Consider the following 20,943-nt stretch of genomic DNA (forward strand, 5'->3'; position numbering starts at 1 on the left):
CGTTATAATACGTGTAAAAATAATGAAATTTCATAAATTCACCTTCCTTTTTCTTGTCTTTTTTAGCGTGATCATCTTCGGTCAGCAGAGAGATTCTGTTATTGCAAAGCCTCTTAGCCAATATCCGCAAGATCAATTAAAGACTGATGAATTTGGAAATAAGTTTTTCTACGATGAGAGACAAAAAGCTAAGATCTACGAGATCAATGGCGAGACTGTCGTGGTAATGGATGAATTGGTTTTGCTTAATAAGCCAAAATTTAATAATCAACTAGACAAAAACTACTATCTTTTTCTCAATAAAAAATTATACAGGGTTTATCCTTTGTTTTTAACTGCTTTGCAACAGTACCGTGACATTCAAAAAGAAATGTTGGTAATGGATACTTCTGCTAAAAGAAAATATGTGAAAGACCGACAAAATATGCTGGCAGATCAATATGAAAAGCAGCTGAGAGATCTTACGACTACTGAAGGGCAGGTTTTTGCAAAACTGATGAATCGCGCAACGGGTAAAAATGTTTTCGAAATCATTAAAGAAATGCGTGGCGGATGGAGTGCATTTTGGTGGAATGTGAAAGGCAAAATGGCAAATATCGATCTTAAGGATCAATATAATCCACATAAAAACAGAACGGATGAATTTTTAGAATCTTTATTACAATCCAATTGGAATTCAGGTTATTTACAACCTTATCTCGGAGCGAAAGATTTTAAAGTTTCTCCATAAAATAAATTCCTGTAAATTTTTACAGGAATTTTTCTTTTAATTTATCAAAAACGATTTTATCAACAGGCAGTGTAAAAGGATTGATTTCAGTGTTCAAAGGAAGCCATTCAGTTCTTTCTATACAGGGATCAAGAATTAAAAAATCTTCTTCATTCGTGATTTTGACCATATAATATATAGTAAGGAGTTGTTCGTTTTCCCGGAATCTTGAAACCAAAAAATCTTCCTGAGTATAAAGATGTTCTATTATTTCAATTTTTACATTTAGCTCTTCATCAAATTCACGGTGAAGACATTCGGTCAAGCCTTCGCCAAATTCCAATCCTCCACCTGGAAATTTTAATAAAGGCTGTCCAGCATATTCTTCAAATAGAGTCAGGACTTTATTGTCTTTTACCGCACAAGCATAAACTCTCACGTTAATCTTATCTATCATATTTCATATTTTGTAAAGCTAAAATAGGGAAAATAGTTAAAAGTTAAGAGTTATCACAGACGAATTATGAGTTTTCAAAATATGTAGTTCTTATTAGAGTACCCACTATTACTAATAATTTATTTCCTGTAATTTATAACTTTATTGCATTGATCATTTCTCTTTTTCCCGGTGGTCCCTGTTTTTTTTGCACGTCAAAATTGAGCTCTTTTAAAATTCTGCGGACACTGCCTTTCGATGAATATGTTGTTAAGAGTCCGTTGATTTTCATCTTATCTGCAACCATTTCAAATAAAGGCTTTTCCCAAAGATCAGGCTGCACTCTCGCTCCAAAACAGTCATAATAAACCAGGCTTATATCAGGTAATTCAATATTTTTCAGATCAAAGAAGTCGCATTGAATCTTTTTAAGATTAAAACCCTTAGTAATTTCTACCGATTTTTCCCAGTCAGTTTGATGAATTTTTCGATAAATATTTTTTAATTCTGTGTTATCAAAATGGTCGAAATAAGCTAAACTCTCAATCTCGTGGTCATTTATCGGATATTTTTCGAGCGTATAATAATTGATGATATGATTTTTGTCAGTTTTTAAATATTCATTAATTGTAACTAAAACGTTTAAACCTGTTCCAAAACCGAGTTCTAAAATGTTAATTTCGTAATCATTTATTAGATTTAATCCGTTTTTAATAAACACGTGTTCAGCTTCCTGTAACGCACCGTGATGAGAATGGTAATTTTCATTTAAATCACTGATAAACAATGTTTTGCTGCCGTCGTTTGTTGTCCTGATTTCTCTGTCCAAAGTATTTTTTTTCAAATTTACTTCAAAATTTTTATATTTGGAAAATTATGTTAAATTTGTAGAACATCATAAAAATTTTAAGAAATGATAATTCAAAAAACAGAAAACTCTAGAATTTCTACTTTCGATCCCAATAATTTTTCGTTTGGAAATACTTTCAGTGATCACATGATCATCTGTGAATATGAAGACGGTAAATGGGGCGATGTGAAATTGGTTCCTTACGGTCCTCTTTTGTTTACTCCTGCAATGATGGGTGTAAATTACGGGCAGGCTTGTTTTGAAGGCATGAAAGCTTATAAAGACAATGACGGACAGGTTTTCCTTTTCAGGCCCGAAAAGAATTTTGAGCGTATCAATAAATCTGCAAAGCGTCTTGCAATGCCGGAAGTAACTGAAGAGATTTTTTTAGATGGTCTTAAAGCTTTGGTAAACATCGACAGAGAATGGATTCCTCAGGGTGAAGGTAATTCTTTATATATCAGACCTTTAATTTTCGCAACTGAAGAAGCACTTAAAGCAAGAGTTGCTAATAAATATATGTTTGCAATTGTGGCAACACCGGCAAAAATGTATTATACAGAACCAGTATCTGTGAAAATTTCTGATCATTATTCAAGAGCAGCGAGCGGTGGAGTAGGTTCTGCAAAAGCAGCGGGAAACTATGCCGCTTCTTTTTATCCGACGCAGTTGGCAATGGAAGAAGGATATGATCAGATCATCTGGACTGATGATGCTACTCATGAATATTTTGAGGAAAGCGGAACAATGAATGTTTTCGTAAGAATTAACGATACGATTTATACGCCGCCTACATCTGAGAAAATATTAGACGGTGTTACTAGAGACAGCTTTATTCAACTTGCTAAAAAAAGAGGTTTCGAAATAAAAGTAGAGCCAATTATGGTGAAAGACGTGATTGCAGCTCAGAAAAACGGAACTTTGAAAGAAGTTTGGGGAGTAGGAACAGCGGTTGTTACCACAGTTTTTCAGGCTTTGGGTTACAATGGTGAAAAACTAGAATTGCCGAGACTTTCAGATGAAGAAAGTTTTGCAGTGACCTTGAAAAATGATCTTGTGAATCTACAGACCAACCATTCTGAAGATCCTTTTGGATGGAGAGTTTTGGTTGAAAAAGATGTTTTAGAGACAGCTTAATTTCTAATCAAATAATATATGAAGCCAGGATTTTCCTGGCTTTTTTTCTTTCTGGTTTACAGGTTAATTTTTAAGCTGATTGAGCAGATTTTTTTGAAGTGAATTGATCGGCGTTGTCATCAAATCATCGAGATTTTTAGAAACAAAATTTTGAGATTATATTAATATTTTAAAAATTTTCAAACTTTATTTTAATAAATTCATCAAGTTTTGTTAATGATTCCCGAAATGCGTATTTTCGCAAAAGTTTTTATGAAAAAAATACTTCTCATTGCCGCATTAGCTCTTATAAGCTGTAAAAGAAATACTCCACAGGTACATCCGCCTGTTGGTGGTGTTCTTAGTAAGAGTGATCTTGATGTCTCTAGAAATCGCATGAAAAATCTTAACGCACTGGAGAGAAAGCAGATTCAGGATTGGGTGAATAATCAGGATATAAAGTTTTATCCAACTCAGCTCAATTATTGGACGACGGTAGAAGGGTTTGATAAGAGGCAGAGACGTCCGGATGATTCGCCGATTTCTTATTCTTATGATCTTTATGATTTTGATCAGACTAAGATTTATGACAAACCAATTCAGCGAAATGATGCAAGTTTCGGACATTTTGATGAATTAAAAGCAGTAGAAAATGCATTGAGATATATGCACAACGGAGAAGAAATTACATTGCTGGTACCGTCATCACTCGCATACGGAACCTTTGGAGACGAAAATAAAATAGATAACGATATTCCTTTAATTATTAAATTAAAAGTTTTATAAAATGAAATTGTTTAACAAAAATATAATTCTGGCAGCTGCAAGTGTTTCGCTGCTAAGTTGTACACCAATTTATAAGAAAATGAACGTAGACAAAGAAACTTACGAAGGGCTTAAAGACGGACTTTATGCCAATCTTCAGACTACTCAGGGTAACTTGATTGTAAAATTTGAAGACAAAAAATCACCAGTTACTGTGGCTAACTTTGTTGGTCTTGCAGAAGGTAAAATTGATAACAAAGCTAAAGCAAAAGGAGTTCCTTTCTATGACGGAACAATTTTTCACAGAGTAATCAAAGATTTCATGATTCAGGGAGGTGATCCTCAGGGAACAGGAATGGGCGATCCCGGATATAAATTCGAAGACGAGAAAAACGATCTTAAACATACAGGGAAAGGTGTTTTGTCGATGGCTAACTCGGGACCAAATACCAACGGTTCTCAGTTTTTTATTACTGAAATAGCGACTCCGTGGTTAGACGGCAAACATACGATCTTCGGAAAAGTGGTGAAAGGTGACGATGTGATTGATAAAATTGCTAACGTAGAAAAAGGTGCTCAGGATAAACCTAAAACTGATATTGTGCTTGAAAAAGTAAGCATTTTCAGCAAAGGTGATGAGTATAAAGGGTACGACGCTGCAAAAACTTTCACTGAAGGAAAATCTAAAATCGCTGCAAACAATAAAGCGATGGCTGAAAAAGCTGAAGCTGATGCAAAAAAAGCAATAGAAGATCTTAAAGCAGGAATGCAGGTTACCGAATCTGGTCTTTATTACAAAATAACAAAAAAGACTGAAGGTAAAGCTCCAAAAGCTGGCGATAATGTTCAGGTACATTATGCAGGTAAGCTTACCAACGGAACAGAATTCGATTCTTCATTTAAAAGAAATGAACCTCTAGAATTCCCTGTAGGAACAGGAAGAGTAATCAAAGGATGGGACGAGGGAATTCTTTTGTTAAAAGAAGGTGAAACTGCTACTTTGTTGATTCCACCAGCAATGGGTTACGGTGAGAGAGGTGCAGGAGGAGTTATTCCGCCAAATGCATGGTTGATCTTCGATGTAGAATTGGTAAAGGTTCCATAATCGAAATTGATATAAATTAGGAAGCCGTCTCGTGAGAGATGGCTTTTTTTGTGTAAATATTTTAACGTAATTAAGTTCGAAAATATATTCACTAATTTGAGATAGCGCTCCATTCTTTAGTTACAGGTTATTCTACACAGATTTTGCTCCTCTGGAGTAAACCGCTTTTCACAGTCTATTAGAATTGAATTTATTGAAATACAGTCAATAAATTTCAGAGAATTTCTTGTTATACCAATTTCTCCGTTAGGAGCAATATCTGTGTAGATATAAACACCACAAAAAGATGCGTTCCGTAGGAACGCTATCTCATTTTCTTTGAGACTGTTTAATTCAAATTTAATTTAAACAATCTGCGTAATTACCTTTCTCTCCCCGATCTGCTGTCTCCACATTGCATAGTACAATCCTTTCAAATCGAGAAGATTCTCATGCGAACCGGTTTCAATAACCTTGCCACGCTCTAAAACATAAATTCTGTCAGCATGCATTATTGTGCTTAGTCGGTGGGCAATCAATACTGTTATTTGCTCTTTTTCTTCGGAAATATCTCTTATCGTTGATGTGATTTCCTCTTCTGTAATACTGTCTAAAGCAGATGTTGCTTCATCAAAAATCAACAAGTTGGGTCTTCTTAGCAAAGCTCTTGCAATGGCAATTCTTTGTTTTTCGCCACCGCTCAGTTTTAGTCCGCCCTCGCCGATGATCGTGTTGATTCCGTTGTCTGCTCTTGCGATGAGAGAAGTTGCGCTCGATTTTTTTAAAGCTAAATCCAGATCTTCTTCCGTCGCATTAGGATTTACAAATAAGAGATTTTCTTTTATGGTTCCGGCAAAAAGCTGCGTATCCTGAGTTACGAAACCTATCTGATTTCTAAGTTCGTCAAAATCAAACTCATTACCGTTGATGGTGTTATAGAAAATCGCGCCCTCTTTAGGTCTGTACAATCCGACCAATAATTTTACCAATGTACTTTTACCGGAACCGCTTGGCCCTACAAAAGCAATGGTTTCTCCGTTTTTAACTTCAAAAGAAATATCATTTAGAGCTTTATAGGAAGAACTTTGATGTTTAAAAGAAACATTTTTAAATGCCAGTGCTTTAATTGCGCCGATCTGTTTAGGATTCTGTGGTTTTTCTTCAACGTCTTTCTTCATCAGGGTATCAAAATTGTGAAGCGATGCTTCAGCTTCACGATAAGAAATAATGATGTTTCCTATTTCCTGCATCGGTCCGAAGATGAAAAATCCGTAAAACATTAATGATAAATATTGTCCTGGAGTTACAATGTTTCTGAAAATTAAAAACAAAAGAGTAAGCGTAATCAGCTGTTGCAGGAAATTCACCATCGTTCCCTGAATAAAACTTAATGAGCGGATGCTTTTTACCTTTTTAAGTTCTAGCCCAAGAATTTTGTAGGTGTTGTTATTTAAACGTTTTACTTCCTGTTTCGTTAAACCTAAACTTTTTACAATTTCGATATTACGCAGACTTTCTGTAGTACTTCCTGCTAAACCTGTTGTTTCGGTAACGATTGTTTTCTGAATATTTTTAATTTTTTTGCTTAATAAATTGGTAATAAAAGCAATAAGGAAAATTCCGACTACATAAACCGGCATGATCGACCAATGCAAACGGATGGCGTAGATCGACACGAAAATAATACTTACCAGAATCCCAAAGAATATATTGATAAAGTTGGTGATAAATTTTACCGAATCTTCTCTTACTTTCGTCAGGATAGAAAGCGTTTCACCACTTCGCTGATCTTCAAATTCCTGATAGGGAAGTGCCATCGAATGCTGCAGACCGTCAGTGAAAATATTGGCTCCGAATTTTTGGGTTATCACATTCACAACGTAATCCTGAAATGCTTTTGCAATTCTGCTGATCATCGCAGTACCAATCAGCAATCCCAGGAAGTAAAATGCTCCGTGGTACAGATCGGTTCCGTAGAGATATTGATCCAGCGTTCTTGCTGCGTTCTTTTCTTTATCAAAATGATTGGGATGGGTGACCAATTGATCGAGGATATTTCCTGTAATCGCAGGGCTGAATAAAGAAAAAACCTGATTGATCGTTGCCAATACCAATGACAAAATAAGCAACCATTTGTGTGGTTTTAAATAATATAATAATGTTTTCATCTTTTCTAAAAATCTGGGGCAAAATTAAGGATATAAATCGGATAGAGTGTGGTATTATTTTGAATTAGAACATAAGATTTTATCAATGTAATAGATGTAAAATTACATATATTTGAAACCAGAAATCTTAAACAAAATTCTTCTAATAATTTTAAAAATACTATGTACAAAACCAAATTTATTACTGCATTATTGATCTTGTATACTTGGTTTTCGTTTGCGCAGACAAAGGTGACTACCGATGATCAGGCAATCAGAAAGTCTCTCGTTTATTTTGTGAATACCATTAAATACAAAAAAATAGATCAGTCTGTAGAGTGTATCTATCCTAAATTTTTTACCGTAGAACCAAAAGAAAAAATCACTCAGCTTTTGAATATGACGTACAATAATCCTTTCATAAAGGTTGAAGTAAAAGATATGAAATTCGGAAGCATTGAAAAGCCTGAACTGATCTCAGGCGAATATTTTTCTGTTGCCAATTATTACCTGACAATGAAAGGTGACGTAAGCGCAATGAACGAACAGATGAAGAAAAGTATAGGTGAAATGATGACCTCAAAATATGGTAAAGCCAATGTAAAGTATAACACCAAAGAAGGCTCTTACGTAATCACCGCCCCGATGAAGATGGTTGCAGCCTCTAAAGATAAAAAAACGTGGAAGCTGGTTTTTGCTGATAAGGAATACAAAACAAGGTTGGTGAAGGTGTTGCCAAAAAAGGTTTTGGATAAGCTTTAGAAACTTAACAAATGAATTTGTTAGTGAAATAAAATATAAGTTATCAAGACTTAATTAATAGTTAATTATAACAAAACCGCCCCTTCTCAGGGGCGGTTTTAGTTTAAGACTTCTCTACATCACTCTTTTTTCCGGTTCTCCTTGCCAGTACAACGGTAGAGAAATAATTTCTTCCGTTGTTGATGATGGCGAGGACGTCTTTGTAATAAGCATCATCTTTTACCGTTGCTAGGGTTGCAATATAAGTGGTCATTTTTTTGTAATCTGCTGCTAGAGATTTTCTTAATTCTTTGACATCAAAAACTACTTTCTGCGATGTTTTGTAAGAGCGCTGACCAAAAAGAGTATTGAAAGCCGTGTTAGAATCTGCAAGTTGATTGATGAATTTTACAATTCCCATCGTTGCAACGTGCGAAGTATAGTCGGAGGACTGCAGTCTTGCGACAAGCGAATTCAATTTATTGGTTTCAGCTTCGTAAGATTCATCTTCTACCTCCTTGTACTCAGACAAAAGCATATGCAAACTTGCATGGGCAGCAATTTCAGATTGAATTCTGGAATTTCTGTAAGGTTTCAGAGAATCGCGCAGAGCTTTCATATCTAGATCTCTGGTATGGTCGAATTCGCCAATCTGTTTTGATTCTTCACTTGCCCTGATCTGATCCAGTGCAGCATTATACGACGGAATCTGCAACTGCAAAGCATTGTACAGCTTTTTAAAATCTGAATCAATAGTCACATCGAGAGACGAGCTGGCGAAATCTTCAAAAAATCTTACGATCAACTGACCGAATTCTGCGTGGGGTAGACGTGATGAGTCTAAAGGAATGAGTTTTTGCATCATTGTTTTTAGGTTTTTGTTATTTGATTTATCTTCATCCATATGATGAGAAAATTTTTTTTTACATTAAATATTTATAAAGCCGTCGGAAGTTCCGACGAGGCAAAGTAGTAAAAGGAAAGCCTGTCGGAAGTTCCGACGGGGCAAAGTCGGAAAAGGAAAGGCTGTCGGAACTTCCGACGGGATGAAATGAAATCGGATAAGGCTGTCGGGATTCCCGACGAGGCAAAGTAGGAAAAGGAAAGGCTGTCGGAAGTTCCGACGGGGCAAACTGAATGTCGGGCGAGCAATTGTGCCACTTTTTTTCATCGTATTTAATTTGTGTTGATCAAAAATATTAAAATTTTTCTATAGACGATGCTATTCTGTTGAAATTTAATGATGAAATCTTCTAAACTGTGTTTTATTTGATTCAAGCTTACAAAGATTTTGAGTCATAGTGCGATTAATTATGTATTTTTAAAAACATAAACTTTGCAAACTTAGAAAGATGAGAATTTTTATTTTATCGTTCATGCTCTTATTGTGTACCTCGTGTGCCAGTGAGGGAATAGAATTCAGAACCAAAAACTATCTGAAAATCTATAACGACGAGCTGACCGTAAAATTGATTCCGAGGAAAAAAACAGCGAAAGTAATATTGACCTATTATGATACGGTTTTTGAAACCAATGCACCCAAGAAACCCAGAATCCTTCGTATCGCTAATAATCGTAAAAGAAAAACCGTCACAAATATCTCTGTTCAAAAATACAAAGACATTATAATTTCTTTTAAAAAAATTGACGAGAATCTTCTAAAATATCCCAAGACCGGTATAGATTCTCTGGGAAATTCCTATATAATTTCACCATGGCCAGATTCTCCATCCACCAAAATCATATATAAAAGCAGACACGAAAAAAAAGAGATATCTGCACGTGGACTCCATACAGATTATGGCGATTTTTTTACAACTTCTAAAATGATGTTAGAAAATGCGAATGTACCAATCGACAGCTTGTATACATTTGGTTTTAAGAAAAGAATTATTGAATAAATCTCCCGATTATTTCCTACTTTAGTGGAAAATACCATCATGAAGAAAAGTTTTTTTCTGTTTTTTATTTTCTATCTTACAGTTTTCTCAGCGCAGGGAAAGAGGTTTTTTGAAACCGGCGAAGCGGTTCTTAAAAATGATGTCGAGAAAATCAATCTTACATTTGCCAACGATTTACCTTTAATTAAAATAAGCATCAACGGAAAACCTTATCAGTTTATTTTTGATACAGGAGCTCCAACTGTTATTTCAAATGCAGTCTATAACGAACTGAATCTTAAGAAAAAACATAGAAGTAAGGTCGGCGATTCCCAAAGAAATAAGCAGGAACAGATTTTTACTGTGTTACCGGAGATGACGGTTGATCAGATTATTTTTAAAAATATTGGTGCCGTGGTTGTAGATCTTCAAGATCCGGAATTTGTATGTCTGAAAATTGACGGTATCATAGGAGCCAATCAAATGGCAAAACTTTTCTGGAGGATCAATTATTCTGAAAATATGCTGGAAGCGACAAAAAATATTGAAAATTTCTCTCAGGAAGGTTACGAAACGGTTTTCAACTTTAAACCAAAGCCGCAAAAAACACCTGTAATTACTTCTGAAATTTTAAATAAAAAAATCAATCTTAATTTTGATACCGGATTTACCGGAGCAATAAAGATTTCGGATGATAATTTTGATAAGGCTGAAAAAGTGAAATTTATCGAAACGTATGGTGTTAATTCGGTAGGTGCTTTCGGAACGGGAAAGCCACTTTCGTCATATCATTTCAGAGCGGATGAACTGCAGCTTGCCGGACAAAAATTCGGCAACGAAATCGTAATGACCGGAAATGCTAATCTTTTAGGAAACGAATTTCTGAAAAACTTTAAATTCATTATCGATTGGAAAACCAATAAGGTCTATCTGCAACGTATTAAAAAAATTCCTGCCAAGCTCGAATCGTTCGGTTTTGCCTATCGGTTTATCGACTTTAAAGCTAAAGTGGTACTGGTCTTTCAAGGACATCAAATTCCTCTGAAAATTGATGATGAAATTCTAAGCATCAACGGCGTAAGCTTCGAAAATTTAAACAAAGAATCTTCATGTCAGTATTTGCTCAACAGAGTAGAAAGTGCCGCAGATTCTATTGAAGTAAAAGTAAAAAGAGCAGGGGAGATTTTAGATTTTACACTGACTAAAAAGGAGTTTTTAAATTGATATGAACTTCTAATACCGTCAATTCGAGTAGGTTTTTGAAGAAAAGCGTATCTAGAATAGTTTAGTATTGAAAACTGTGAATTTTATTATTCCGCATAATTCCCATCTTCGATTATATATCCTAATAATGTTGAATCATTATCATACATTAATTTAAGCCTTACAAAACCATTAGGATCGATCCAGCCCTGTTTTTCTTCTATTTCATAGGTTTCGTAACCATTACAATCAGTAGATATAGGTCTGTCTATTAAATTTATAACTTCACTTTTTTTTGTTCCCTTTTTAGCATGATTATATGGGAAAACAAGAACGTTTTTGATAAGATCATCAAGCATCTTTTTTCTGTGATTTTCACCGTACAATCCGTTTTCTATAGGTTTCCATTTTTGAGAATCAAATTTATTAGATTCAATTTTTTCCTCACATCCAGAAATTGATAACAGCATTAAAAGTAATGAAAATTGCTTTGAAAGAATATTTTTCATGTAGTTACCAATTCTTATCAATCATAAAAACCATCTGCGTCATCACAACCGCTCCCAAAAGCAATTCTCTCTTGTTGACTTTATCGAAAGTATCCTTTTCGGAGTGATGGTAATCAAAATATCTTTGAGTATCTACCACCAATTCTATTAATGGAATATCGAGTTTCTTAAGCGGCGCAATATCCTGAATGGCATAAGTCTGGTCAAAATCGTACACGCCGTAAGGAAGGAAATATTCTTTCCATGGGAAGATCAAACGTCGTCTCTGTGGTGACATATCCAAAGAAAAACCTCTCGGAGAATACCCTCCGGAATCTGAACCCAAAGCGATGATATGCTTTTCATCTTTCTTTTTTACCTGCGCTGCATACGTTTCTCGGCCCTGTCCGCCATTCTCACTGTTGGCATAGAGTACAACTCTGATCGTATGATTATTATCGTAACCCAAAGCTTTGAATGTTCTTAAAACTTCCAGACACTGAACAACGCCAGAACCGTCGTCATGAGCGCCTTCTGCGAAATCCCAAGAATCGAGCTGAGCTCCCAAAACAATCACTTTAGAATCTTTCTTTCCCGGAATTTCTCCGATGATATTATGATTGATGGTGTCGCCTTTAGATTCGGCGGTCATGTTCAATTTTGCTTTTACGGTTTGTTTTTTCAAGAGTTTTTCCAGCTCGTCTGCAGATTTTACTCCAATGGTTACGGCAGGAATTTTTACCTTGTCATCCGGTTCGTAATAGATCTGTTTGGCATGCGGAATATCGTCTGAAGCCGTCGTTAATGATCTTATTATTAATGCTTTTGCACCCTTTTTTCCGATTACAGATGCGGAAAGTAATTTAGATTTAGCGGCAATTAAATAAGAATCTACGGTACTTACAATTTTCTGATCAATAGGGTAGTTGACGAAAATGATTTTGTCTTTCACCTGCGCGCTGGTGAGATTCACAAGTTCCTGTACATCGTTCACCAGAAGAATATCATAAACCATATCTTTTCCGCCAGTGCCTTCTGAATTTCCGAAAGAAAGCATGCGGATGTTTTTCCATTCGCCGTTTCCGGCTTTAATCTGTAGAGATTCTCTTCCTCTTATCCATATAGGAACTCTCACTTCCTGTTTCCAGATGTTTTCCGCGCCAGCTTCTTTAAGGTTTTTCTCTGCCCATTCTGTAGCTTTAGCATAGCCAGGAGTTGCGCTGAACCGCGGACCAACACCTTTCGTGAGTTCGCCAAGATTATCGTATGCGGTTCCGTTGGTCAGTATTTCATCTGATATTTTTTTAAATTCATCAATATAGTTGAATTTCGGGATCGGCTTTGGTTTTCTGACTGACTTCTTTTGAGAAAATAAAAATCCACTGAAAAAGAGTGAAAATAAGATGAGCAGAATTTTTTTCATTGTAATGAACTTCTTTTCGGTGAATAAAAATAAAGAAAAATTTAGTAATTCTGAGAGATAATACTTTTTAGTAATGCTTTTTAATGCAAAGGTCGCAAAGCTCTTTTTTAATGCTAACTGTTTTTAATTTCGCAATAGCATTCTACTCAGCTAAGACCACAAAGCGTTTTTAAAGTAAATATTGACCTTAATAAAAATCCTCAAAATTATTCTCTTTAGCTTTTTAAGAAATAATTTTGAGGAAATATGATTTATGAATTTTCAACTTGAAAGGTTTGCAATAGCCAAAAGCTAATTCCTAACAGTCAATTACTTCATGTCGTACATTAGCAATGCAGTTACCAGTTTTGGCTCAATAAAAGTGCATTTTGGTGGCATACGAAGTTTTAAATCTGAAATTTTAATCATATCATTAAAACTTACAGGATAAATTCCAAAACCAACTTTTCCTTCACCGTTATCTACTTTCTCTTTTAAAATCTTGATGCCGTCGATGTTTGAGTTTCCTTTTACGTAGGAAATCTGATCAGAACTGTCTGAATCTTCAATTTTGAGTATATCTTTTACAATATACTTATCTAAAAGGTGATGGTCTAGATTATCTAAAGACATTTCCTGAGAACGGAGATCATGCTTTACGTGCAGAGAATAGAATTTCCCATCAATATACATAGAAATGTGAAATTTCTGTGACGGAAAATAGGGGGTCTGTTCTTTCTCGTGAATTAAAAAGTATTTTTCGAGACTTTTAAGAAATTCTTCAGTAGTCAGGTCTCCAATACTGCTCACAATCCTGTTATAATCGTGAATTTTTATCGATTGGTTGGAAACGATGAAGCTGTATACAAAATTATATGCTTCCGTTCCGTTGTGCTTTTTGTTTTTGTCTTTCAAACGCTTTGCATGAAGCGCTGTAGAACCGATTCTGTGGTGTCCGTCGGCAATGTAGAAAGAATCAATCTGATCAATCACTTCCTTAAACTGCTGAAGTTTCAGACGGTTATCGATCCGCCATATTTTATGTCTGATCCCAACCGTATCAACATGATTGAAAATAGGAACGTTTTTTTCCTCATGATTCATCAGCAATTCAATCTTTGAATTGGATGGATAGGTTAACAATACAGGCTCTGCCTGAAGATTTACCTTATCTAAATAATGAGCTAATTTTTCTTTTCTCTGTGGAATTGTACTTTCGTGTCTTTTGATTTTTCCGGCCCAGAAATCTTCAATACTTGCCAATCCCAAAAGCCCTCTGAAAACCTGTTTGTTTGGATAAATCTGTTCGTACAAGTAATATGAAGAGCTATCCTGAACGAGTGTTTTTTCATCGAGAAGTTCTTCAAAAGTTGAACGAATTTTCCTCAAATTCCGGTCGACATCTTTAGATTTACTTACAACATAAGGTTTAATCATATTGATGTAAGTCTTTTCTTTTTGTGCTTTTTCAGCGATTTCAGCCTGTGTGAAATTATCTAAAGGATGAGTAGGAAATGTAGCCTCATGATCTTTATGAGGTCTTATTCCGCGGAAAGGTTTAAAAACTGGCATATATAATTTATAGTTTCTTTTTAATCTCAATAATCTGCTCTGCAAGCTCCACACCAATTTTTTCCTGAGCATCTATGGTATTTCCACCAAGATGTGGTGTGAGAGAAAGGTTGGGATTCATCAATAAAATAAGCTCGGGAGTTGGTTCTGTTTCAAAGACATCCAATGCTGCTCCTGCTACTTTCCCAGATTCGATAAAATCGAGGAGAGTGACTTCATTTATCACACCCCCTCTTGCAGTATTTACAATATAGACACCGTCTTTCATTAATTCAAACTGAGGAGTGTCTATGATATATTCATTCGTTTTAGGCGTGTTGATGCTGATGAAATCTGTGTCTTTGTAGAATGCATCAGAATCGTTGGTGGAGGAAATTTCAAAATCAACGGTCTGTCCGTCAAAGAAATTTAAACTGATGGTTTTAGTTTTCGGTTTTCTTGTAAGAACTTTTATTTTCATTCCTAAAGAAATTCCCATTTTCACAACTTCCTGTCCGATACCTCCAAATCCTATAACACCCAAAGTTTTCCCCGAAAGCTCAAATGCATTGTTAAAAGATTTTTTCAACGCATTAAAATGAGTGTCTCCTTCCAGTGGCATCAGTCTGTTGGATTCGTGAAGAAATCTTGCCAGCGAAAAAAAGTGTGCAAATACCAACTCGGCAACCGATCTGGAGGACGCGTTTGGCGTATTAATGATATACAAACCTTTTTCTATAGCATATTCAACATCAATATTATCCATACCGATACCGCCTCTTCCAACGATTTTTAATCCCGGACAAGCATCAATTAAATCCTGTCTTACTTTGGTAGCACTTCTTACCAAGAGAACATCAACATTATTTTCATTAATGAAATTAATAACGTGATCCTGCGCAACTCTGTTTTCAAGAACTTCAATTCCTGCTTCTTTTAAGGCAAGTTCGCCTGCTTTGGAAATTCCGTCGTTAGCTAAGACTTTCATATTGTAATTTTAGATGTTTAGATCCGGAAGTTAGATTCATAATTTTAGTCTGAAAATCTTGCTTCCGAAATCTTTTAATCTTTTTTAAATTTTGTGTTGCCTAATTTAAGCTATTTTATTGACTTCATCACATCAACCAAAACCTGCACACTTTCAATAGGTAAAGCGTTGTACATACTTGCTCTGTAACCACCTAAACTTCTATGACCATTGAGTCCGCTGATTCCCGCTGACTTCCATGCAGAATCAAATTCCTCTTTTTTGCTGTCATCTAGCAATTTAAATGAAATATTCATTAATGAACGGTCTTCTTCTACGCAGAATGTTTCAAAGAGCGGATTACTGTCGATTTCGCTGTATAAAAGTTTAGCCTTAGCTTCGTTTCTAGCTTCAGCACCGGCAATTCCTCCGTTGTTTTCCAAATGTTGCAAAGTAAGCAAAGACGCATAAACCGGGAAAACCGGTGGAGTATTGTACATAGATTCTTTTGAAATATGCTGCGAATAATCTAAGATCGAAAACATATTTTCTCTTCCTGTTTTACCCAAAATTTCTTTTTTGATCACTACTAAAGTTACTCCCGCAGGTCCCATGTTTTTCTGAGCTCCGGCGTATATCAAATCAAATTTAGAGAAATCTAATTGTCTTGAGAAAATATCAGAACTCATATCGCAAACCATTAAAGTATCCACTTCAGGGAACGACTTCATTTGAGTTCCGTAGATTGTATTATTTGAAGTACAGTGGAAATAATCGTATTCTGAACCTACCGTATAATCTTTTGGGACGTACGAATAGTTTTCTTCTTTCGAAGAACCTACAACATCTACCGTTCCTACTTTTTTAGCTTCCTTGATAGCTCCCGCAGCCCAAGTTCCGGTATCAGTATAAGCAGCTTTTCCGCCAACTTTCATTAAATTATAAGGAACCATTGCAAACTGCAGACTTGCGCCACCTCCCAGATATAAGACTTCGTAATCATCTCCCAAATTCATCAGCCTTTTTACAATTGCACGAGCTTCATCCATTACCGCAACAAAATCTTTGCTTCTGTGCGAAATTTCAAGAAGTGACAAACCGATTCCGTTAAAATCTAAAATAGCTTCTGCAGATTTTTCGAAAACTTCCTGTGGTAAGATACATGGTCCTGCGCTGAAATTGTGCTTTTTACTCATAATTTACTTTTTATTTTGAAAGATTTCTGATTGTAAGAATCTGATCTTTCTTATTATAGATGGAGAATTTTTAAATATAAAGTTAAAAAAAACCGTCTCATAATGCATGAGACGGCATTGTTTATTCACCGTGTAAGAATGCTTTTTTGCTAAGCAGTGCTTCTTCTGATTCTACGTGATCTTCATCCGGAACACAGCAGTCTACCGGACAAACTGCGGCGCATTGAGGTTCTTCATGGAAGCCTTTGCACTCTGTACATTTATCAGTAACAATGAAGTACACATCGTCACTTACCGGTTCCTGTGGAGAATCTGCATTTACAGTTAAACCCGATGGTAATGTTACAGTACCTTTCAACTCGGTACCTTCAGAAGCTTTCCAGTCTACTGCTCCTTCATATATTGCATTATTGGGACATTCCGGTTCACAGGCGCCACAATTAATACATTCATCAGTTATTTTAATAGCCATCGCTAATTTTTTTTAAATTTGCACAAAATTACAAAATTTTCCCCACTTTTACAGTAATTATGAATATCGAAAAGCAAGTTTTAGGCCTTATTAAATTAAGTGAATACATAAAAGCATATTTATTAAAAGATTCTGAAGATTATAATGAATATGATTCTGAATTTGAAATGATTCTGAAAAAATCTGAGATTGAAAATCCGTGGTTTACGATGGATAATCAGAAATTTGCCTTAAAGCAATGGTCAGATTTACTAACAAAAGATAATATAAACTCCTGGTTGAGCAGTTATTCTCCTTCCAAAACAACAAAAAAAGTCGGGCTAATTCTTGCTGGAAATATTCCTTTGGTGGGATTGCATGATGTGATTTCTGTGATTGTGAGCAATCATAGTCCGCTGATCAAATTATCATCAAAAGACAAGCAAATGCTTCCTTTTCTTTTAAAAAAATGGAAAGAATTCTCAGATAATGAGATTGAATATGAATTTGTTGAAAGGCTTGTAGATTTTGACGCTGTTATCGCGACGGGAAGCAATAATACAGCAAGGTATCTGGAATTTTATTTTAAAAATCATTTAAGCATTATCAGAAAAAACAGAACTTCGGTTGCTGTGATAAAAGGTGACGAAACTGAAGAAGAACTGAAGCTTCTTGCTCAGGATATTTTCCGGTATTTTGGTTTGGGTTGCAGAAATGTGACGAGACTTTTTATTCCTGAAGATTTTGTGATTGATCTGGTTTTTGAAAGCTTTATTGATTTTAAAGAAGTTATCAATCATAATAAATATGCCAACAATTATGATTACAATAGAGCGGTTTATTTGCTGAACCAAGACAAGTTCTGGGATAATAATTTTGTAATGCTGAAAGAAGATGAAAAGCTTTTTAGTCCGTTGTCTGTAATACATTTCAGCAGATATTCTTCTTTGGAAGGTGTGAAAAATTTCATTAATGAAAATGAAAAAAACATTCAGTGCGTCGTTGGTAAAAATGATTTGGGAATTGAAACGGTGAATTTTGGTGAGGCTCAGAATCCCGGACTTGATACCTATGCAGATAATGTAGATACGATGCAGTTTTTGGAGGTAATTTAAGTTTATTTTCTCGCGCAGATTTTGCTGATTTGGCAGATTTGTTTTTAATCTAAAAGTTTGCGTATGTTTGAAATTGGTGGGATTTTAAAAAATTAAGCGGTCTCTTAAATTTTATTACTAAATTTACCTGTCACGAAAAAATATTTAATGAAAAAAGCAACAATCATCCTTTCCTTTTTAGCATTCCAGCTGAGCTTTGCGCAGAAGGTGAAAAAAGCAGAAGTAATAAAAGATAATCGAACCACTGAGCAGAAATTAGAACTTTCGAAAGCACAGAAAGAGCTTTTCAATGGGAAATTTGAACAATTTATCACTGCATTGAAAGCATCTGATAAAAGCACCATGGAAAGTTTGATGTCTGATAAGACGAAATCTAAAGTGACCGACAAAGTTTATGAAAATCTTAATCGAGACATTGATTTTAAAAGGAAAATAGTAATTTATAAAACCGGTTACAGATCATTTATGACCGGAGAGAATTTCCCTATGATTCAATATAAATATGCGGATGATCAGACAGAGCCTTCTCCAAAAGAAATTATTACTGCAGTTTTTGAAGAGGATGGGAAGATAATGGGTATAAAACCTTACAAACAATCAGACGAAAATAAATAAACTACTATAAATTATGATTTCAAATGTTTTAGTCGCTCACTCTACGGATGTTGAGAAGGCAAGTTTTTACAAAAAAACATATCTACACGTTGCTTTTGCAATTTTGGCTTTTATCGGAGTTGAAACTCTTTTGCTTAAAACTGTTCCGGCAGAATGGATTTACATGATGTTTGCTCAGAAATATGCATGGCTGTTAATCATTGGTGTTTTTTGGTTGGCTTCATTTTTAGCTTCAAAATGGTCTTTGTCGCAAAGTAAATCTACCCAATATTTTGGTCTAGCATTTTACGTTGTACTTGAGGCAATCATTTTTCTTCCGCTGATTTACATTGCAGTTATTCAGTCGGGAGGTCAGGTTATTTTTCAGGCCGCGACGTTAACGATTGCTATGTTTGCAGGAATTTCTGCGATTGCTTTTACTTCAAAAAGAGATTTTTCTTTTCTTAGAAATATTATTGTGATCGGAGGTTTTCTAGCTTTAGGATTAATTGTTGGCGGAATTGCTTTTGGATTCAACTTAGGACTTTGGTTTTCTGTCGGAATGGTAATTCTTGCTTCAGCAACGATCTTATACCAAACCAGTAAACTGAAAGATTCTTACAGTACAGATCAATATGTAGGAGCTTCTCTTCAACTTTTTGCTTCTATCATGTTGCTATTCTGGTACATCTTAAGTATTTTAAACAGAAGAAGCTAATTGAAAGTGATAAATTATAAGTTTTAAATTATAAATTTTCAAAACTCTTAAACCAAAAAAATCCTGATGTTTTCATCGGGATTTTTTGCTATTTAAGAATTTATATTCTTAAATATTTTATCTTTAAATAATTTAAAACTATTTATCAATCGATCCTAAAACCTTTTGAGCAAAAGAGTTCAAAGCATCTTTCTCGCTCATACCGTTTTGTACATTAGCATGAACTTCTAATGCTCCGCAGATATTGGTAATCAATTCTCCGGCAACATTTAAATCTTCTTCGCTTGTACCTCTGAATTCACTGAAACTTTCTAAAACTTCTAAAGTTTTTTCAAGATTTTCAGGAGTTTGGTTCTGATAAAACTGTCTTATTACAGGTAGCTTCATAATTACAATTCATTAAATAAATTAATTAAACTTTCTGCTTGGTTAGATTGAACCTGATTCACCAATTCACCATTTTTAAAAATCGCAAACGTTGGTAAATTATCAACTTTAGCCAGTTTTCTGCTTTCAGGAAGTTTTTCTGCATCTACATATAAAAATGGAATTGCATCGTTTTCTGAAGCTAATTTTTTAAATTTAGGCTTCATTATTCTGCAGTTTCCGCACCATGTAGCGCCGTATTGCACCACTACTTTCTCATTGTCGCTTACAATATTTTGAAGCGTATCTTCTGTTAATTCTGTATACATAATTTCAATTTGAAATTTGGAGTTTTATTAATTTGAAAATGGTAATAAATAGAAGATGAGATAATTTTTAAGTAATCAAGTGATTAATTTTCAAATTATCTCATCTTCAAATTAACACATTATCTTAGTTCTTTGCTAAATATTCAGCAGTAGAAGTTCTGTCAGCTTTCATTGCATCTTTTCCTTCTTCCCAGTTTGCAGGGCAAACTTCACCGTGCTTTTGAACATGCGTGTAAGCATCGATTAATCTTAAATATTCTTTTACGTTTCTTCCTAAAGGCATATCATTTACAGACTCGTGGAATACTTTTCCTGTTTCGTCAATAAGATAAGTTGCTCTGTAAGTTACGTTTGAACCTGTGAAAAACTCATTACCTTCTTCGTCGAATTCAAGATCCTGATCTACAATATCTAATAGATTTGCCAATTGCCTGTGAGTATCAGCTAAAAGCGGATAAGTAACTCCTTCGATACCTCCATTGTCTTTTGAAACATTTAACCAAGCAAAATGCACTTCGTTTGTATCACAAGAAGCACCAATTACTTTGGTATTTCTTTTTTCAAATTCACCTAAAGCTTCCTGGAAAGCGTGAAGTTCAGTCGGGCAAACAAAAGTAAAATCTTTCGGATACCAGAACAAAATCACTTTTTGTTGGTTTTTTGTAGTTTCTTCGAAGATGTTGATTTTTAGATCATCACCCATTTCAGACATTGCATCAATCGTTACGTTTGGAAATTTTTTACCTACTAAAGACATAATTTTCTAATTTTTGATTTATAATTTAATGATGCAAATATATAATATTTTCATCTATCGAAAAAATGAATTTTGATA

Annotated in this window: 22 protein-coding genes and 1 pseudogene; 10 read left to right on the forward strand and 13 right to left on the reverse strand. The window is 34.9% G+C overall.

All coding sequences use genetic code 11. From position 1 onward, the window contains the following. Positions 1 to 22: 22 nt before the first annotated feature. Complete coding sequence (locus PGH12_RS02520; protein ID WP_267598889.1) at positions 23 to 730, forward strand: DUF4294 domain-containing protein; 708 nt, start codon at positions 23 to 25, stop codon at positions 728 to 730. A 19-nt stretch (positions 731 to 749) separates the two neighbouring features. Here the strand turns inward: PGH12_RS02520 and PGH12_RS02525 are convergent, their stop codons facing one another. Then, positions 750 to 1,166, reverse strand: a complete 417-nt coding sequence (locus PGH12_RS02525; RefSeq protein WP_267598891.1) for an NUDIX domain-containing protein — start codon at positions 1,164 to 1,166, stop codon at positions 750 to 752. Positions 1,167 to 1,299: 133 nt separating this feature from the next. Next, complete coding sequence (gene mnmC2, locus PGH12_RS02530; RefSeq protein ID WP_267599328.1) at positions 1,300 to 1,974, reverse strand: tRNA (5-methylaminomethyl-2-thiouridine)(34)-methyltransferase MnmC2; 675 nt, start codon at positions 1,972 to 1,974, stop codon at positions 1,300 to 1,302. Positions 1,975 to 2,058: 84 nt separating this feature from the next. Here mnmC2 and PGH12_RS02535 point away from each other — a divergent pair, with 84 nt between their 5' ends. From PGH12_RS02535 to PGH12_RS02545, 3 genes are all read left to right on the forward strand, one after another. Then, complete coding sequence (locus PGH12_RS02535) at positions 2,059 to 3,132, forward strand: branched-chain amino acid aminotransferase (RefSeq protein ID WP_267598892.1); 1,074 nt, start codon at positions 2,059 to 2,061, stop codon at positions 3,130 to 3,132. 252 nt (positions 3,133 to 3,384) lie between these two features. Then, positions 3,385 to 3,897, forward strand: a complete 513-nt coding sequence (locus tag PGH12_RS02540; protein ID WP_267598893.1) for an FKBP-type peptidyl-prolyl cis-trans isomerase — start codon at positions 3,385 to 3,387, stop codon at positions 3,895 to 3,897. A 79-nt stretch (positions 3,898 to 3,976) separates the two neighbouring features. Further along, positions 3,977 to 4,981 carry a peptidylprolyl isomerase gene (locus PGH12_RS02545; protein ID WP_267599329.1) on the forward strand — a complete coding sequence of 335 codons (1,005 nt, stop codon included), beginning with the start codon at positions 3,977 to 3,979 and terminating at the stop codon, positions 4,979 to 4,981. A gap of 344 nt (positions 4,982 to 5,325) precedes the next feature. Here PGH12_RS02545 and PGH12_RS02550 read toward each other — a convergent pair whose 3' ends face one another. Beyond that, positions 5,326 to 7,128 carry an ABC transporter ATP-binding protein gene (locus PGH12_RS02550; RefSeq protein ID WP_267598894.1) on the reverse strand — a complete coding sequence of 601 codons (1,803 nt, stop codon included), beginning with the start codon at positions 7,126 to 7,128 and terminating at the stop codon, positions 5,326 to 5,328. Positions 7,129 to 7,290: 162 nt separating this feature from the next. Between PGH12_RS02550 and PGH12_RS02555 the strand changes: the two genes are divergently transcribed. After that, complete coding sequence (locus PGH12_RS02555; protein WP_267598896.1) at positions 7,291 to 7,869, forward strand: hypothetical protein; 579 nt, start codon at positions 7,291 to 7,293, stop codon at positions 7,867 to 7,869. Between the two features lie 103 nt (positions 7,870 to 7,972). Here PGH12_RS02555 and PGH12_RS02560 read toward each other — a convergent pair whose 3' ends face one another. Next, positions 7,973 to 8,752, reverse strand: coding sequence for a DUF6261 family protein (locus PGH12_RS02560; protein WP_267598897.1), 780 nt, complete (start codon positions 8,750 to 8,752; stop codon positions 7,973 to 7,975). Positions 8,753 to 9,200: 448 nt separating this feature from the next. Here PGH12_RS02560 and PGH12_RS02565 point away from each other — a divergent pair, with 448 nt between their 5' ends. Together PGH12_RS02565 and PGH12_RS19095 are read left to right on the forward strand one after the other, a co-directional pair. Further along, on the forward strand, positions 9,201 to 9,749 hold the full coding sequence (locus PGH12_RS02565) for a hypothetical protein (protein ID WP_267598898.1): 549 nt from the start codon (positions 9,201 to 9,203) through the stop codon (positions 9,747 to 9,749). 39 nt (positions 9,750 to 9,788) lie between these two features. Continuing rightward, positions 9,789 to 10,193, forward strand: a pseudogene (locus PGH12_RS19095) (retropepsin-like aspartic protease); the annotation flags it as partial. Positions 10,194 to 11,038: 845 nt separating this feature from the next. Here the strand turns inward: PGH12_RS19095 and PGH12_RS02575 are convergent. The 6 genes from PGH12_RS02575 to PGH12_RS02600 all read right to left on the reverse strand — a co-directional run bounded on the left by PGH12_RS02575 (position 11,039) and on the right by PGH12_RS02600 (position 17,007). Then, a complete protein-coding gene (locus PGH12_RS02575; RefSeq protein ID WP_267598901.1) occupies positions 11,039 to 11,440 on the reverse strand; it encodes a hypothetical protein in 402 nt (133 codons plus the stop codon). A gap of 4 nt (positions 11,441 to 11,444) precedes the next feature. After that, positions 11,445 to 12,842, reverse strand: a complete 1,398-nt coding sequence (locus tag PGH12_RS02580; protein WP_267598903.1) for a M28 family peptidase — start codon at positions 12,840 to 12,842, stop codon at positions 11,445 to 11,447. A 309-nt stretch (positions 12,843 to 13,151) separates the two neighbouring features. Further along, entirely contained in the window at positions 13,152 to 14,393 is a 1,242-nt protein-coding gene (locus tag PGH12_RS02585) for a DUF1015 domain-containing protein (protein WP_267598904.1), read from the reverse strand. 7 nt (positions 14,394 to 14,400) lie between these two features. Continuing rightward, the gene (locus tag PGH12_RS02590) at positions 14,401 to 15,360 is read right to left on the reverse strand and encodes a D-2-hydroxyacid dehydrogenase (RefSeq protein ID WP_267598905.1); all 960 of its coding nucleotides are present in this window, start codon (positions 15,358 to 15,360) and stop codon (positions 14,401 to 14,403) included. A gap of 110 nt (positions 15,361 to 15,470) precedes the next feature. After that, positions 15,471 to 16,535 carry a 3-phosphoserine/phosphohydroxythreonine transaminase gene (gene serC, locus PGH12_RS02595; protein WP_267598906.1) on the reverse strand — a complete coding sequence of 355 codons (1,065 nt, stop codon included), beginning with the start codon at positions 16,533 to 16,535 and terminating at the stop codon, positions 15,471 to 15,473. A 121-nt stretch (positions 16,536 to 16,656) separates the two neighbouring features. Further along, on the reverse strand, positions 16,657 to 17,007 hold the full coding sequence (locus tag PGH12_RS02600) for a 4Fe-4S binding protein (RefSeq protein WP_267598907.1): 351 nt from the start codon (positions 17,005 to 17,007) through the stop codon (positions 16,657 to 16,659). A gap of 59 nt (positions 17,008 to 17,066) precedes the next feature. Between PGH12_RS02600 and PGH12_RS02605 the strand changes: the two genes are divergently transcribed. From PGH12_RS02605 to PGH12_RS02615, 3 genes are all read left to right on the forward strand, one after another. After that, complete coding sequence (locus PGH12_RS02605; protein WP_267598908.1) at positions 17,067 to 18,101, forward strand: acyl-CoA reductase; 1,035 nt, start codon at positions 17,067 to 17,069, stop codon at positions 18,099 to 18,101. A 147-nt stretch (positions 18,102 to 18,248) separates the two neighbouring features. Beyond that, positions 18,249 to 18,716 (forward strand): peptidylprolyl isomerase, encoded by a 468-nt coding sequence (locus tag PGH12_RS02610; RefSeq protein WP_267598910.1) that lies wholly within the window; start codon positions 18,249 to 18,251, stop codon positions 18,714 to 18,716. A 13-nt stretch (positions 18,717 to 18,729) separates the two neighbouring features. Further along, a complete protein-coding gene (locus PGH12_RS02615) occupies positions 18,730 to 19,413 on the forward strand; it encodes a Bax inhibitor-1/YccA family protein (protein ID WP_267598912.1) in 684 nt (227 codons plus the stop codon). A 138-nt stretch (positions 19,414 to 19,551) separates the two neighbouring features. Here PGH12_RS02615 and PGH12_RS02620 read toward each other — a convergent pair whose 3' ends face one another. From PGH12_RS02620 to PGH12_RS02630, 3 genes are all read right to left on the reverse strand, one after another. Continuing rightward, positions 19,552 to 19,800: a DUF6952 family protein gene (locus PGH12_RS02620; RefSeq protein WP_027375263.1), complete on the reverse strand. Its 249-nt coding sequence runs from the start codon at positions 19,798 to 19,800 to the stop codon at positions 19,552 to 19,554. Positions 19,801 to 19,802: 2 nt separating this feature from the next. Next, the gene (locus PGH12_RS02625) at positions 19,803 to 20,108 is read right to left on the reverse strand and encodes a thioredoxin family protein (RefSeq protein ID WP_229984819.1); all 306 of its coding nucleotides are present in this window, start codon (positions 20,106 to 20,108) and stop codon (positions 19,803 to 19,805) included. A 124-nt stretch (positions 20,109 to 20,232) separates the two neighbouring features. Beyond that, the gene (locus tag PGH12_RS02630) at positions 20,233 to 20,865 is read right to left on the reverse strand and encodes a peroxiredoxin (RefSeq protein WP_267598916.1); all 633 of its coding nucleotides are present in this window, start codon (positions 20,863 to 20,865) and stop codon (positions 20,233 to 20,235) included. Positions 20,866 to 20,943: the final 78 nt, after the last annotated feature.

The organism is Chryseobacterium sp. CY350 (assembly GCF_027945075.1).
Classification (GTDB): Bacteria; Bacteroidota; Bacteroidia; order Flavobacteriales; family Weeksellaceae; genus Chryseobacterium.